General features: G+C 72.1%; 11 protein-coding genes. 2 read left to right on the top strand and 9 right to left on the bottom strand.

All coding sequences use genetic code 11. The features are described from left to right. Nucleotides 1–400: 400 nt before the first annotated feature. From LJB74_RS14945 to LJB74_RS14925, 5 genes are all read right to left on the bottom strand, one after another. Complete coding sequence (locus tag LJB74_RS14945) at nt 401–1,672, bottom strand: ubiquitin-like domain-containing protein (protein ID WP_310650856.1); 1,272 nt, start codon at nt 1,670–1,672, stop codon at nt 401–403. Nucleotides 1,673–1,911: 239 nt separating this feature from the next. Further along, the gene (locus LJB74_RS14940; protein ID WP_259309288.1) at nt 1,912–2,835 is read right to left on the bottom strand and encodes a TatD family hydrolase; all 924 of its coding nucleotides are present in this window, start codon (nt 2,833–2,835) and stop codon (nt 1,912–1,914) included. A gap of 3 nt (nt 2,836–2,838) precedes the next feature. Further along, entirely contained in the window at nt 2,839–4,458 is a 1,620-nt protein-coding gene (metG, locus tag LJB74_RS14935; RefSeq protein ID WP_259309287.1) for a methionine--tRNA ligase, read from the bottom strand. A 228-nt stretch (nt 4,459–4,686) separates the two neighbouring features. Then, nucleotides 4,687–5,664, bottom strand: a complete 978-nt coding sequence (locus LJB74_RS14930; protein ID WP_259309286.1) for a DUF559 domain-containing protein — start codon at nt 5,662–5,664, stop codon at nt 4,687–4,689. A 441-nt stretch (nt 5,665–6,105) separates the two neighbouring features. Continuing rightward, a complete protein-coding gene (locus LJB74_RS14925) occupies nt 6,106–7,290 on the bottom strand; it encodes an aminotransferase class I/II-fold pyridoxal phosphate-dependent enzyme (RefSeq protein ID WP_259309285.1) in 1,185 nt (394 codons plus the stop codon). Between the two features lie 78 nt (nt 7,291–7,368). Here LJB74_RS14925 and LJB74_RS14920 point away from each other — a divergent pair, with 78 nt between their 5' ends. Next, entirely contained in the window at nt 7,369–7,953 is a 585-nt protein-coding gene (locus tag LJB74_RS14920; protein WP_259309284.1) for an isochorismatase family protein, read from the top strand. A gap of 133 nt (nt 7,954–8,086) precedes the next feature. Here LJB74_RS14920 and LJB74_RS14915 read toward each other — a convergent pair whose 3' ends face one another. Both LJB74_RS14915 and rsmI read right to left on the bottom strand, forming a co-directional pair. Further along, nucleotides 8,087–9,772 carry an EAL domain-containing protein gene (locus LJB74_RS14915; RefSeq protein ID WP_259309283.1) on the bottom strand — a complete coding sequence of 562 codons (1,686 nt, stop codon included), beginning with the start codon at nt 9,770–9,772 and terminating at the stop codon, nt 8,087–8,089. Nucleotides 9,773–9,936: 164 nt separating this feature from the next. Beyond that, nucleotides 9,937–10,773: a 16S rRNA (cytidine(1402)-2'-O)-methyltransferase gene (gene rsmI / locus LJB74_RS14910; RefSeq protein WP_259309282.1), complete on the bottom strand. Its 837-nt coding sequence runs from the start codon at nt 10,771–10,773 to the stop codon at nt 9,937–9,939. Between the two features lie 58 nt (nt 10,774–10,831). Here rsmI and LJB74_RS14905 point away from each other — a divergent pair, with 58 nt between their 5' ends. Then, nucleotides 10,832–12,727 carry a dolichyl-phosphate-mannose--protein mannosyltransferase gene (locus LJB74_RS14905; protein WP_259309281.1) on the top strand — a complete coding sequence of 632 codons (1,896 nt, stop codon included), beginning with the start codon at nt 10,832–10,834 and terminating at the stop codon, nt 12,725–12,727. Nucleotides 12,728–12,780: 53 nt separating this feature from the next. Here the strand turns inward: LJB74_RS14905 and LJB74_RS14900 are convergent, their stop codons facing one another. Both LJB74_RS14900 and LJB74_RS14895 read right to left on the bottom strand, forming a co-directional pair. Continuing rightward, a complete protein-coding gene (locus LJB74_RS14900; RefSeq protein ID WP_259309280.1) occupies nt 12,781–14,253 on the bottom strand; it encodes a beta-N-acetylhexosaminidase in 1,473 nt (490 codons plus the stop codon). Between the two features lie 175 nt (nt 14,254–14,428). Then, complete coding sequence (locus LJB74_RS14895) at nt 14,429–14,833, bottom strand: DUF1304 domain-containing protein (RefSeq protein WP_259309279.1); 405 nt, start codon at nt 14,831–14,833, stop codon at nt 14,429–14,431. Between the last annotated feature and the right edge of the window lie 95 nt (nt 14,834–14,928).

The raw sequence follows: 14,928 nt of genomic DNA, 5'->3' as shown, positions 1-14,928 counted from the left end.
AGGGTCGAGAGGATCAGGGACGAGGCGCGGGAGAGCACGCCGGTGGCAGAGGTGAGGAAGGTCACGGGTATCCAGACGTCGGGGGACCCGGGCACGGGGGCGGAACGCGCCCGTCGGGCGCACAGCACGTCCAGCGATCTCTACGGTGTCGTCGCTCGTGTCAGCCGGACCCGGAGGGGGGTCCCGCACGCTGTTCCCGGATCCCCGATCCGGCCGTCACAGCCGTCCGAGCGGGGGCTCGTCGCGACTGCTCGCACCCTGTCCGACAGCCAGTGGTGGCGTCGTCGTCGTTGAAGGGTGACGCACTACCGTAACCGATCCGTGATCTGACGCCAACTCGCGGCCCTACGGACGTTCGCGCAGCCCGGCCCCGAGCGGGTCCGTCCCGGATCTGGGCCGGTCAGTACCAGCCCGACGACTGCCAGTGCCCGAGGGCCCCGCACGGCGTCCCGTACCGCCCCGCGATGTAGTTCAGACCCCAGGTGATCTGCGTCGCCGGGTTCGTCTGCCAGTCGGCACCGACGCTCGCCATCTTCGACCCGGGCAGTGCCTGCGGGATCCCGTACGCGCCGCTCGACGCGTTGCTCGCGTTGACCCGCCACCCGCTCTCGTGGTCCCACAGCGTCAGCAGGCACGCGAACTCGCTGTCGCCCCACCCGCGCGCCGCCGCGAGCTGACGGCCGATGTCCTGGGCGCTGCCGGGTGCCACCACGACGTTCGCGAGGCTCGGCACCGCCATCGTGCCGACGCGGATCACCTGGGTGATCGGCTCGACGGTGATCTTGGTCGCGATCGGGGTCCGCGAGACCACCGCACCGCCGACGACCTTGGTCGCGTACGTGACGACCTTCTGGCCGGCGCGACCGGCGACCTTCACGCGGCGCGTCCCCTTGGACAACGTCGGGTCGGGGACCTCGACCTCGGTGAACGGGACAGCCTCGGTCGCCGTGTCACCGCTCTGGGCGGCGCGGGTCACGAGCACCACCAGGCCGTCCACCGCCGTGGCGTCGAGCGGGACCGAGACCTGGTCACCCTCGTTCAGCACGAGGCCGATCTGCTTGAGGGCACCACGGACCGTCGGCTCGCTGGAGATGCCGTCGATCACCTGCCCGTCCACGACGAGGTGGATCGTCTTCTCCGTCGAGACCCGCAACGGTGCACGTCCCAACGGCTCGGACCGTGACGCGGACAGCAACGCCGTGCCGTCCCGGACGCCGAGGTCCTGCACCGCCTCACCGACCGTGAGCGCCGTCGTCCAGACGGACCGCTTCTCGCCGTCCATCACGACCTCGATCTCCCGACCGTGCCGCACGACGATGTCGCCCCCGTTGATGGCCGTCGCCGACAGCGCCGGGGTCACGGCGTCGCCCGCCCCGACGGTGATGCCCGAGCCCTTGAGGACGTCCTGCACCGTCTTGCCGAACGCGGTGACGTGCACGTCGTGCCCGTCGACGTCGACCGTGACGGACTTGTGCATCACGGCGAACGCACTCGTACCGCCGGCCACGAGCGCCAGGACGAGACCCTGCGCCGCAAGACGCACCACCCGAGGACCGGGGCGACGGCCTGCGACCAGCCCGCGCACCGCCCCGACCACGCCGCCCCGCCCCTCGGGACCGGTCACGGCGGCTCGGGCCCGCCTGCTCTCCGGTCGCTCCGGGTCGGACGTCACGATCGTGGGACCTCTCGGTGTCGGGCTGCGCTGTCAGGCGCCGGGCAGGTTCTGCGACTCTCACGTGCTGGGGCATCCGGGGCCGTCGGATCGAGCACGAAGCCGGCCCGTCGGCACACAAGACCAGTCGACCGTAACCGATCCGTGACCCGAGTCGGTAGTCGGAAGGTCCCCGAGGAGAGGTCTCTCACCCCCGTCTCATCCGTTCGGCCCACCTCACGGCGTGTCCTGGCAGCCACTTACCAGGCCCCGTAGACCGCCTCGCTCGTCGCCGCCAGGCTGCGGCAGAGGCTCTCGAGGGAGACGTCCAGGGTCTGCGCCATGCCGCGCACGGTCACCGGGACGAGGTACGGCGCGTTCGGCCGCCCCCGGTACGGGTGAGGCGTGAGGTAGGGCGCATCGGTCTCGACGAGCACCTGACCGATCGGGACGGCACGGAGCGCGCGGCGGAGCTCGTCGTTGGCGGAGAAGGTCACCGGACCCGCGAACGACAGGTACCACCCCTGCTCGGCGCAGACCCGCGCCATGGCCTCGTCGCCGGAGAAGCAGTGGAACACCGTGCGGTCCGGGGCGCCGTCGCGGCGCAGGATGTCGATCACGTCCTCGTGCGCATCCCGGTCATGGATCTGGAGCACGAGGTCCAGCTCCTTGGCCAGCGCGATGTGCGCCCGGAACGCCTCCCGCTGCACCGCGCGTCCTGCCGTGCCCGCCCGGAAGTGGTCCAGGCCCGTCTCGCCGATCACGCGGACCCGGTCGTTCCCTCGGGCGACGGCTGCGACGGCCGCGATCGCCTCGTCGAGGTCGACGTCGTGATGAGGGCGGAACTGCGCGGTGAGGCCGTCGGGCGTCTCCTCGCTGATCCCGGCGTGCAGCGTCGCCTCGTTCGGATGGATCGCGACCGCGCCGAGCAGCTCGGCATGCTCGCGCACCACCTGATCGACCCAGGCCAGCGCGGGCAGCTCGCAGCCCACGTGCACCGCACGCGTGACGCCGACCTCCCGCGCGCGGGCGAGGTGATCGGCCAGGTTGAGCGGCTCGAGGTCGTCGATCCCGTCCGGGAAGCCGACCACCGAGTCGAGGTGCGTGTGGTTGTCGACCACCGGGAACGGCAGCGGTTCGGGGACCGGAGGCCAGCTGCGGTCACGCGATCTCGAGCGCGCCACGGCTCAGGCCTCGGTCGGGTCCTCGAGCCGCGGGAAGAGCGAGGCACCCTTCGTCACGACCGTCCCCGCCGGAAGCTGACCGAACCGAGCGGCGTCCGCCACCGGCTGGGAGCCGAGCGTCCCGAGCACCGCCTCGGCACCCAGCAGCTCCCACAGAGACTGGGTCGCCCGCGGCATCACCGGGTGCAGCAGCACCGCGAGCGCCCGCAGGGACTCTGCGGCCGTGACGAGGATCGTCGCGAGACGGCCGTCTGCCGAGTACGTCCCGTCGTCCCGTACCTCAGCCTTGGCCACGGACCACGGCGCCTGCTCGGTGAGGTAGCCGTTGGTGGCCTCCACGAGGGTCCACACCGACGAGATCGCCTCGTGCAGCGCGAGCCGGTCCATCGCCGCTTCGGAGTCGACCACGGCTGTCTCGGCCACGGCCGACACGGCCTCCTCGGCCTCGCCGGGCGCACCCCCGACCGGAAGCACGCCGTCGAAGTACTTGCCGACCATCGCTGCCACCCGCGAGGCAAGGTTGCCGAAACCGTTCGCGAGCTCGGCGTTGTACCGCGCCGCGAGGTCCTCCCAGGAGAACGACCCGTCCTGGCCGAACGGGATCGCGCGCAGGAAGTAGTAGCGGAACGCGTCCGACCCGAAGTGGTCGATGATCTGGTTCGGGGCGATCCCGGTCAGCTTCGTCTTGCTCATCTTCTCGCCGCCCACCAGCAGCCACCCGTGCGCGAACACCTGCCGCGGCAGCTCGAGGCCGGCCGCCATCAGCATCGCGGGCCAGATCACCGCGTGGAACCGCAGGATGTCCTTGCCGACCAGGTGCACGTCGGCCGGCCACGTCCGGGCGAACAGCTCCTGGTCCGCCGGATCCGTGCTGTCGAGCCCGACGGCAGTCGCATAGTTCAGCAGCGCGTCGAACCACACGTACAGCACGTGCGTCGTGTCCCACGGGATCGGGATGCCCCAGTCGAACGTGTTGCGGGAGATCGACAGGTCCTGCAGCCCCTGGCGGACGAAGGAGAGCACCTCGTTGCGCGCGCTCGCCGGCTGCACGAACGTCGGGTTCGCCTCGTAGAAGTCGAGCAGTCGCTGCGTGTACGCGCTCATGCGGAAGAAGTAGTTCTGCTCCGAGAGCATCTCGACCGGACGGCCGTGGATCGCGCAGACCTGCTGGCCCTCGAACTCGCCGGTCCCGGCGACCAGCTCGCCGGGCAGCTTGTACTCCTCGCAACCGACGCAGTACGGGCCCTCGTAGGACCCGGCGTAGATCTCGCCCTTGTCGTACAGGTCCTGGATGAACGCCTGTACCCGAGTCGTGTGGCGCTCCTGCGTCGTCCGGATGAAGTCGTCGTTCGCCGCGTCGAGCGTGGTCAGGACGGGCTTCCAGGCGCTCTCCACGAGGCGGTCGGCCCACTCCTGCGGGCTCACGCCGTTCGCGTCCGCCGTGCGCATGACCTTCTGGCCGTGCTCGTCCGTACCGGTCAGGAACCACACGGGCTCCTGGCGCTGGCGGTGCCACCGGGTGATGACGTCCGCCGCGACGGTCGTGTACGCGTGCCCGATGTGAGGGGCGTCGTTCACGTAGTAGATGGGCGTCGTCAGGTAGAAGGACGAGGGGGCAGACATGCGCCCATCGTAGGGGCGTGCCGCACCCACGGTCGCCGCCGTCCCACCCACCCCCACCCGCGCCCCGCGCCCTCCGCCCGCGTCCTCCGCCCGCGCCCTCCGCCCGCGTCCTCCGCCCGCGCCCCGCGCCCTCCGCCCACGCCCACGCCCGCGCCCCGCGCCGCACGAGTGACGTGAGTGACCGGTGGTGTCGGTGTAGCGCCCCGCCGGCCACTCCCGCCCCACCAGTCACACGCGCGGCGCGGAGCGCGGGTGCCGGCCGGTCCGGGCCAGCACAGCACGAACGTCGGCGACGAGTCTCCCGGGATCCCTCACGATGTCCTCGAAGCTGAAGCGAAGGACGACGCGTCCCTGCTTGGCCAGCTCCCGGTCACGACGGCGGTCCTCGCGGAACTGCGATCGACCGGCGTGATAGCCGAACCCGTCGGCCTCCACGACCACACACCTCTCGACGAGCAGATCGACCCGCCCGACACCAGGGATCCTGACCTGAGGCTCGACACGCAGGCCGTCGCGGCGGAGGGCGAGTCGCGCCAGGGTCTCCGAGGGCGACTGGCTCCGCCCATCCACGAGCCCGAGAACGAGGCGCGCACGAACCGCCCCCGGGGGAAGCGCAGCGCGCAGCTCGTCGACCGTCACGAGGCGCTGGTTCACGGCCGAGTCGACGGTCACCACGGCACGATCGCCCGGCTGACACTGGAGTACCCGTGCGAGAGCGGACGCCGGCGGGGCGACGCGCGCCATCGACAGCGGCTGCGGCTGCGGCTGCGGCTGCGGCTGCGGCTGCGGCTGCGGCTGCGGCGAGGATGCCTCACGGTGGAGCACCACGGTGTCGTGGTCCCGCAGTCCCGGACGGCTGGTGCCTCGTCGACGCGGGACGGACAGGTGCACCCGATCGGGGCGATCGAGGACGATCAGCCCGTACAGATCGGCCGCCGAGACGCACGTGACGACCGCCCGGAACACCGTCGCGGCGACGACGGCGGCGTCGGTTCCCGGAAGGGCGTAGCACCCGCGGTGCACGCGTCGGACGGCACCCGAGGGGATCGCCCGATCCAGCTCAGTGCGATCAGCGGAGTCCTCGACGATCTCCACGAAGCGGCCGCAGCCGCCGAGGGCCGCGAGACGATTCACGATCGTTGTCGTCGCCGACACCATCGCCGTCGTTGTCGCGGTCGAGGTCCAGGTCCAGGTCGAGGTCGCCATCATCAGACCGTGACAGCGGGGTCCAGTGGAGCGTCATCGCCACCAATCCACTGTGGACGACTGCCGACAGGGTCGTCCTGTGCACGGTTCGCGCGACGCGATCGCTCCGCTGGACAGGCTCCCCGTCCCCGGCACCCGGCACCCGGCACCCGGCACCCGGCACCCGGCACCCGGCACCCGGCACCCGGCACCCGGCACCCGGCACCCGGCACCCGGCACCCGGCGAGCATGCCCCACCCGCGGCCCCCAGCAGAAGGGTCCCGCCCGTCGGCCGACTCGCACGCTCCGCGCCGCGCGAGTGGCTCGAGTGAACGGAGTGGCGCAGGAGGCGCACCACCCGAACCACGAGCCACATCAGCACCACGTGCGGCGCGCATCGCGGCAGAGTCGAGTGGCGCGGCCTGCGGAACCGGCGCCGCGCAGGAGGGGACCGGCGGGTGCTCAGGAGAGCCGGGTGAGGCCCTTCCGGAGGCCACGGACGGCCTGGGCGATGCGCTGCTCGTTCTCGATCAGGGCGAAGCGGACGTGGCCGTCACCACCGGGGCCGAAGCCCGTCCCCGGTGAGACCGCCACGTCGCAGTCGCGCACCAGCAGCTCGGCGAACTCCACCGACCCCATGTCGCGGTACGGCTCCGGGATCCGCGCCCAGGCGAACATCGTGCCCCGGGGCTTCAGGATGTCCCAGCCGATGCGTGCCAACCCGTCGACGAGGGCGTTGCGGCGGGACTCGTAGACGGGGCTCAGCTCGGTCGGGTAGTCCGCGGCCTCGTTGAGCGTCACGGTCGCGGCGATCTGGATCGGCTGGAACGTGCCGTAGTCCAGGTAGCTCTTGAGCTTGGCGAGCGCACCGACCACGTCCGACCGCCCGACGAGGAACGCCACCCGCCACCCGGCCATCGAGAACGACTTGGTCATCGAGTAGAGCTCGACGGCGACCTCCTTGGCACCGATGCACTGCATGATCGACGGTGGTGTCCAGCCGTCGAAGCACATGTCGGCGTAGGCGAGGTCGTGGACGAGGACGACGTCGCGCTCACGCGCCCAGTCGACCAGCCGCTGCAGGTCGGCGAGCTCGACCGTGGTGGTCGTCGGGTTGTGCGGGAACGAGAGCACGACGACGCGCGGCTTGGGCCAGCCGAGCTCCCACGCCTCCATGACGCGGTCGATGTACCCCGCGCCGTCCGTCCCGTCGCCGATCGGCACCTGGCGGGCGTCCGCCCCGGCGAAGTACGGACCCCAGATGTGGATCGGGTAGCTCGGGGTCGGCACGATCGCGGCGTCGCCGGGCTGCAGGAGCACCCACATGAGGTGGCTGAAGCCCTCCTTGGCGCCGATCGTCGAGATGATCTCGGTCTCGGGGTCGAGCGACACGCCGAACCGTCGGAGGTAGAGGTCGGCGACCGCCTGGCGCAGCTTGGGGATGCCGCGCGACGACGAGTACCGGTGGTTGCGCGGCACCTGGGCGGCCTGGACGAGCTTGTCGACGGCGATCTGCGGGCTCGGCAGGTCCGGGTTCCCGAAGCCGAGGTCGATCACGTCGCGCCCGGCGCGGCGCGCCTCGAGCTTCAGCGAGTCGATGATCGTGAAGACGTACGGCGGCAGGCCGGGGATGCGACGGAACTCCATGCGGACGACGGTAGTGCGTCCGGCCCACGGAACGCCGACACTGGGACCCTCTGCACAGGTCGAGCCCCGGAGGTCCACGTGACGACCACATCGAGACGAGCGCTGCTGGTCGTGGACGTGCAGCCGACGTTCTGCGAGGGCGGGTCGTTGGGCGTCGACGGCGGCGACGCGGTGGCGCACGCGGTGGCCGACTACGCCGCACGGCACCGCGACCGGTACGTCACGGTCGTGACGACGCAGGACTGGCACGTCGACCCCGGGCCCCACTTCAGCGAGGAACCGGACTACGTCGACACCTGGCCGCCGCACGGGGTCGCAGGCACCGCCGAGGCAGAGCTTCATCCGGCCCTGGCCGACCTGCACCCGGACGCATCCGTCAAGAAGGGCGCCTACGTCGCTGCGTACTCCGGGTTCGAAGGAACCGACCAGGACGGGCGGTCGCTCGAGGCGATCCTCGAGGCGCAGGCCGTCACCGCGGTCGACGTCGTCGGTATCGCCGAGTCGCACTGCGTGAAGGCCACTGCCCTCGACGCCCGGGCACTCGGCCTCGACGTCCGGGTCCTGACCGACCTGACCGTCCCGGTGACCCCCGAGCAGGGCGAGCAGGCGCGAGAAGAGCTGCGCCGCGCAGGCGTCGAGGTCGTGGCGTCCGACGCGGTGTAGCCGTCAGCTCCTGCCCGTCGAGGCCGAGTGCCCGACGCTTCCGGACGTGACCGACCCGAGCCTCGGTGCCGATCGCCGGTGAGGATCGCGCCGACCAGGGATCACCCAGCCCGACGGTCACCCCGCCCGCCGGTCACGCTGCCTGGGGATCGCGCAGCGGCTCCGGCCGGCCCAGGTGGAACCCCTGCCCGAAGTGCACGCCCAGCTCCCTCAGGCAGTCGAGCTCACCGGCCGTCTCGACACCCTCGGCGACGACCGATGCTCCGAGGTCGGCGGCGAACGTCAGGAGCGCCGCAGTCAACGACCGGCGACGGACGTCGTGCGAGATCCCTCGCACGAGGCTCAGGTCGAGCTTGATGAGCTCGGGAGCCAGCACGAGGACGTGCCGCATGCTCGCGAACCCGGCGCCGACGTCGTCGACGGCGATCCGCAGGCCGGCGGCGCGGAGCGGGGCGAGCACCTCGCTGAGCGCCCCGTAGTCCGACACCTGGGTGTGCTCGGTGATCTCCAGGACGAGCCGGTCGAGCGGCTGGTCGGCCAGGCCGGCGGTGAAGTCGGGGAGCACGATCGTCGACGGTGACACGTTGAGCGACAGGAATCCGGGGGCATGGGACAACCCACGGAGGGCGCTGCGGATCGCGCGCAGCTCGAGCTCAGGACCGTGGCCGGTGTGGGCGGCGCGCGCGAACCACTGGTCAGGCGGTCGCGCGCTCCCGGCGAACCGGGAGAGGGCCTCGACACCGGCGTGCTTCAGCTCCGCCAGCGCGACGACGGGCTGATAGACGATCTGCGGTCCTCCGCGACCCATGAGGTCCCGGAGGTCACGGGCGAACGCGCGGTCCTCGATCTGGGAACGGTCCTGCTCGGCGAGCGACCCGACGAGCTGCTGGCCGAGGGTGTTCAGGGTCGCGATCTCGCGCGCACCGAGGTCCTCCCGCACCTGGTGCGAGATCGCGCACAGCACCCCGACCACGGTGCCGTCGGGGCGCCGAAGCGGCACGCCGAGGTGCGACCGCATCTGGAGGTCGAGGATGACCCGGACCGAGGCGAGCGCCGGGATCCGGGTCACGTCGGCGATCGCCGCGGGGACCTTCCCGTCGGCGACGAGACGGGCCAGGGAGCCCTCGTCCGGCTCCGAGAACCCCGCGAGGCTGCGGACACCGAACGCGGCGGCCGCATTCACGATCTGGAGCCGATCGTCGCTGAACCGCCCGACGACCACCTGATCCATCCCGAGGTGGACCCGCACCGTCTCGAGCTGCTGGTCGATCGATCGGGAGGTCGTCGCGCGTGCTGCGCTCTCGGGGGCCAGTGGCTCGACGTCGTCGAGGTCGTCCAGCCGCCAGGACAACCGTGCGATCTCCGACTCGTGGGCGATCACGGTGCCGATGACCCGCGCGACGACCTCGGCGTGCGGGACGACGGCGTCGAGACCCAGGTCGGGGCAGGACCGTGACAGTCCGCACAGGACGCCCAACGGACGCTGGTCCGGTGTCCGGATGGGGACCCCGACGACGCCCTGGGCACCGGACCGGACCCCGGCGACGAACCTCCGGCGTTCGGTCGGCACCTCGTCGAGGTGCGGAAGGACGACGGCCTTCCCCTCGCGCGCCACCGTCGCGCTGAGCTGCCAGGCCCACGCCGGCACGGTGTCGTCGAACCCGAACGCGGTGGCGTGGTGCGTCGTCCCGAGCACGACGGGCACGTCCTCCGACGTCCCGACGGCGACCCACACGTCGAAGCCGGAGCGGTCGATCAGGTCGTCGAGGAGCAGGCTGACGGCAGACGTCCGCCGTACGAGTCCTGCTGTGCCTGGCATCGTGCCGTCCCTCGGGTCGTGGGGTGTCGCGCGACACCCGTCACGACTTCTTCGGCATGTTGGCGGCTGTCCTGAACCACTCGCGGTGCGACCCGGGTCCAGTGGGTCGGCGCTGGACCACAGGTCGGCACGGCACCGCGCACGGCGACGCCGCGTCGCCGCGTTCAGCCCCGGCGGGCGAGCGCGGCCGCGTACAGGTCCCGCTTGGAGGTCCCGGTCGCCTCGGCGACCTCGCGGACGGCCTCCTTGAGTCGTTCACCCGCGTCGACCCGGGAGAGGACCTCGACGACGAGCGTCGCGACCGGGGTCGCTGCGCTCTGCGGCGCGCCTGCGACGACGACGGAGATCTCGCCGCGGACCTCGCCCGCACCGGCCCAGGCGGCGAGCTCCGCCACGGGCGCCCGCCGGACCTCCTCGTACGTCTTGGTGAGCTCACGGCACACGGCCGCCGGTCGGTCCCCGCCGAAGGCGTCGACCATCGCCTCGAGCATCGCGTGCAAGCGGTGCGGCGCCTCGAAGAAGACCATCGTCCGACGTTCGCCGGCGAGCTCGAGCAGGGCCCGGGACCGCTCCCCCGGTTTGCGGGGCAGGAAGCCCTCGAAGCAGAACCGGTCGGTCGGCAGCCCCGAGAGCGCGAGCGCGGTGAGGACCGCGCTCGGTCCGGGAGCCGCGGTCACCGGGAGCCCCGCGGCGACGGCAGCCGCGACGACCCGGAACCCCGGGTCCGAGACGGCGGGCATCCCCGCGTCGGTGACCACCAGCACCGTGCCGCCCGACGCGACCACGTCGAGCAGCTCCTGGGCGCGCGCGCTCTCGTTGTGCTCGTGATAGCTGACGACCCGACCGCCGATCCGCACCCCCATGCGCGTGGCCAGCGCGTGCAGGCGCCGGGTGTCCTCCGCGGCGACGACGTCAGCCTCGGTGAGGAGTCGCCGCAGCCGCAGCGACGCGTCCTCGACGTCGCCGATCGGGGTGGCGGCGAGGACGAGGCGACCGGTCATGGCTCCCAGCCTGCCATCTCTCGTCGACCGCTCAGGGAGCGCCCCCTACGATGGCGCGGTGACGAGCACCCCGGAGGACCCGGTTCCCGTGGACGGCGACCTGGGAGGACCGGGCCCCGCCACCCACCCGGAACAGCCAGCAGCGGACCCGGACCACGCTCCGGGCACGACCCGACACCTCGGGTCCGGGGCCCGTCACGTCGCCGAGGGGCCGGCGGACACCGTCCCCGGCGGCGGACGCGGCGGTGAGCGCCTCGTGGTGGGTGCGCACACCGACACCAGCGCCCCGGCTCCGGGCGGGACCACGGGCGACACGTCCTCTGCGTCCGGCTCCGCGCCGCGTGGCCCGGGCCTGACCGAGCCGGTGAGCACGGAGCGTCGGCTCCTCGGGCGGCTCCTCGGGGAGGACCGGCTCCTGCTCGGCGCGACGGCCCACGACCGCCTGTGGGGCTGGCTCGGCCCGCTCCTGGTGACCGTGCTCGCGGGCGTCGCCCGGTTCGCGAACCTCGGCCGACCCCATGCGCTCGTCTTCGACGAGACCTACTACGTCAAGCAGGCGTACACGCTCCTGAAGGTCGGGTACGAGGCGCGCTGGCCCGACAACCCGAACCCGGCGTTCGAGGCCGGGCATCTCAACACCTTCCTCTCCCAGGCCGACTACGCGGTGCACCCGCCGGTGGGCAAGTGGCTGATCGCGTTCGGCATGCAGCTGTTCGGGCCCGCGAGCTCGTTCGGCTGGAGGTTCAGCGTGGCGGTCGCCGGCACGCTCGCGGTCTGGATGGTCGCCCGCATCGCCCGTCGGCTGTTCGCGTCGACGGCGCTCGGTGTCATCGCCGGTGGGCTGTTCGCGGTCGACGGCGAGGCGATCGTGCACTCCCGGACGGGGCTGCTCGACCAGTTCGTCATGTTCTTCGCCCTGGCGGCCTTCGGTGCGCTGCTGCTCGATCGCGAGCAGTCCCGGCGACGGCTCGCGGCGGGGGCCGCACGCGTGATCGACGCGGGTGGCGAGGTCCGGTGGTCGAGCGTGCGCCTCGGGGTGCGCTGGTGGCGGGTGACGGCTGCGGTGCTCCTCGGGCTCAGCATCGGCACCAAGTGGTCGGGCATCTACTTCCTGGCGGTGTTCGGGGTGCTGAGCGTCGCATGGGACCTCACGGCGCGACGCGCGGTCGGTCAACGCCGGTGGGCCCTCACGACCCTCACCCGCGATGCGGTCCCGGCGGGTCTGGCGATGACGTCGATCGCGTTCGCGACCTACCTGGCGACGTGGACGGTCTGGTTCCGCACACCGGGTGCGTACATGCGCCAGTGGGCCGTGCAGAACCCGGGGGAAGGCGTCCAGTGGTTGCCCCCGGCGTTGCGGTCCCTCCTCCAGTACCACGCCGACATGTGGCACTTCCACAACACGCTCCAGACCCCGCACCCGTACGCGGCGTCCCCCCTCGGCTGGCTCGTCCAGTGGCGGCCGACGTCGATGTACTACCCGGAGTCGGTGTCCGGTCTGGACGCGCAGGCGTCGCAGGCGCTGTGCGGGTCGGACCGCTGCTCGCAGGCGATCACGTCCCTGGGCAACCCGCTGATCTGGTGGGCGGCGACGGCGGCGATCGTCGTGGCGCTCGTGTGGCTCGTCCGCCGGTACGACTGGCGGGCCGGGGCCGTCCTCGTCGGGATCGGTGCCGGCTGGGTGCCGTGGCTCGGCTACGCGCACCGGACGATCTTCACCTTCTACTCGATCGCGTTCGCGCCGTGGATGGTGCTCACCCTGACGTACGTGATCGGGATCGTCCTGGGGACGAGGGCCGACGGTGCGAGGCGACGGCGAGCGGGCAGGTGGTGGGTCGGCGGCTTCCTGGTGCTCGTGGTGGCGGTGAGCGTGTTCTTCTACCCGATCTGGACGGCCCAGGTGGTGCCGTACTGGTTCTGGCGCCTGCACATGTGGCTGCCGAGCTGGATCTGATCGCCTCCTGGATCTGACCACGTCCTGGATCTGACCGCGCCCGCCGGCCGCGGCTACCAGTTGACGTGCGGTGACGGGTACCAGCGGACGCCGATCTGGTCCCAGTAGTCGCGGTGCGCCGCGACGCGTCGCCGGTAGGAGTCCCAGCTGCGCCGGGCCGGGACGCTCCAGGCGACCTCGGCGAGGGCCGTGAGCCGCGGCAGGAGCATCTCGGTCAGCTCATCGACCGTGGCGAGGGTCTCGGTCCAGATGGCGGCCTCGACGCCCACCACCGACTCCAGGGGCAGCCCGGGGATGACGACGCCCGGGTCCCAGTCGTAGGCGTCGCGCAGCTCGATGTGGCCGGCCCACTCGAGCCCGCGCGGGTAGTGCGCGTCGTACTTCATGTCGAGGTACGCCCGCGATCCGGGCGACATGAGCACCCGGCAGCCGGCTGCCGCGGCGGCGATGATCGCCTCGTGCCCATCGCGCGGGTCCCAGTACTGGAGCACGCTCCCGGGCGCGAGTGGGGCGGTGGCGGCTTCCTGCCAGGCGACCACCGTCTTCCCCGCATCGCGCACCGCGTCGTGCGCGATGCCGACGAGGGCCTCGTACTCGGCCGGGTCGAGGGTCGGGACCTCGTCCCCGCCGAGGTGCACGTACGGACCCGGCGTCATGGCCGCGACGTCGGTGAAGACGTCCCGCAGGAACGGCCCGGTCGCAGGCAGCCCGGCGGTCAGCCGGCTGAACCCCACGTCGATCCCGGTGTACGCCTCGGTCGGTTCGCCTGACGGCGTGAGCTCGCCGTACGCGTGCAGTGCCGCGTTGACGTGGCCGGGGATGTCCACCTCGGGGACGACGGTGATGCCGCGGGACGCCGCGAACGTGACGATCCGGCGGTACTCGCCCGCGGTGTAGTACCCGCCCCGGGCGCCGTGGACGGCGGACCCCGCGGACCGCTCGACGAGGCCGGGGCGAGACGGCACGTCGAGCCGCCACCCCTGGTCGTCCGTGAGGTGGAGGTGCAGGACGTTGAGCTTGTAGTACCCCATGAGGGAGATCACCAGCTCGATGTCCTCGACCGGGAAGAAGTGCCGGGCCACGTCGACGCTCAGGCCGCGCCACGGGTACCGCGGCGCGTCCTCGACCCTGAGCACCGGGGCGTACACGTACCCGGCGGGGTGCGTGCGCAACGTCTGGCGCAGCGTCACGACGCCGTAGTACAGCCCGGCGACCGTCGGTGCTCGCACCAGGGCCCGGCGCCGGTCGACCACGACCGAGTACCGCTCCGCCGGGTCGGAGTCGGCCGGTCCGGCGGCCGGGTCGAGCCGCAGCTCGATGAGCTGGTCGCGTCCGTCGTCGAGCGCGAGCATGTCGACCGGCCCGATGCCGATGCGCTCGGCGAGCCGGGCCACGTACACCCCGAGGGCGATCTCGGCCGGGTCCGCGCCGACGAGCAGCCCGACTCCCCCACCGAGCGCGAGGCCGGGGCCGTCACCCAGCTCCACGTAGCGCGGCGCAGGGACGATCGACAGGGATTCAGGCACGGTGGGTGACTCTCGCTCTCGCGACGGATTCAGTGGTAGACGTGCAGGTCACGGTAGGCGCCTCGGAACGCCCGCAACGAACCGGCTGCGCCGTCCGAGGGACACCGGAGCGGGTGACGTGATGCACCGTCATGCGATCGGATGACGCCCGGCAGGGGCGGTCCGCGACCACGGCTCAGCCGGCGACAGCGGTGAGCACGACGGCGACGAGGGGCAGCAGCCCCTGCACCGCCGAGGCACGTGCCAGGGCTGGTCGGCGGACCACGAGGACGAGTGCGGCGGCGACCATCGACCCGGCGGCGAACATCAGGACCCCGATGCCGGCGGCGCGCGTGGCGTCGACCGAGGATCGCGAGAGCACGAGCCCGACGATGGTGCCGATCGCCAGGAACAGGTTGTACCAGCCCTGGTTGTAGGCGAGCTCGCGCGTGACGAGCGCCTCGGCCTCCGTGGCGACGCCGAACGTCGCTCGGGTGCGGGGCGCGGTCCAGCGCAGGCTCTCGAGAACGAAGATGTACACGTGCACGAGTGCCGCAGCCGTCGCGAGGACGGCGGCGACGATCGGGACGGTGGTGGGCATGTGCGGCCTCTCTCTGGTGATCCTCAGGACGTCGGCACGCGGTCACGTGCAGGTTACGGCACCGAATCAGTGACGAATCGGTCACGATCCGACCA

Origin of the sequence: Cellulomonas sp. P24 (genome assembly GCF_024704385.1) — a bacterium.
GTDB lineage: Bacteria > Actinomycetota > Actinomycetes > Actinomycetales > Cellulomonadaceae > JAJDFX01.
Note: the sequence above shows the minus strand (reverse complement) of the source record. Positions and strands in the feature narration are given on the sequence as shown.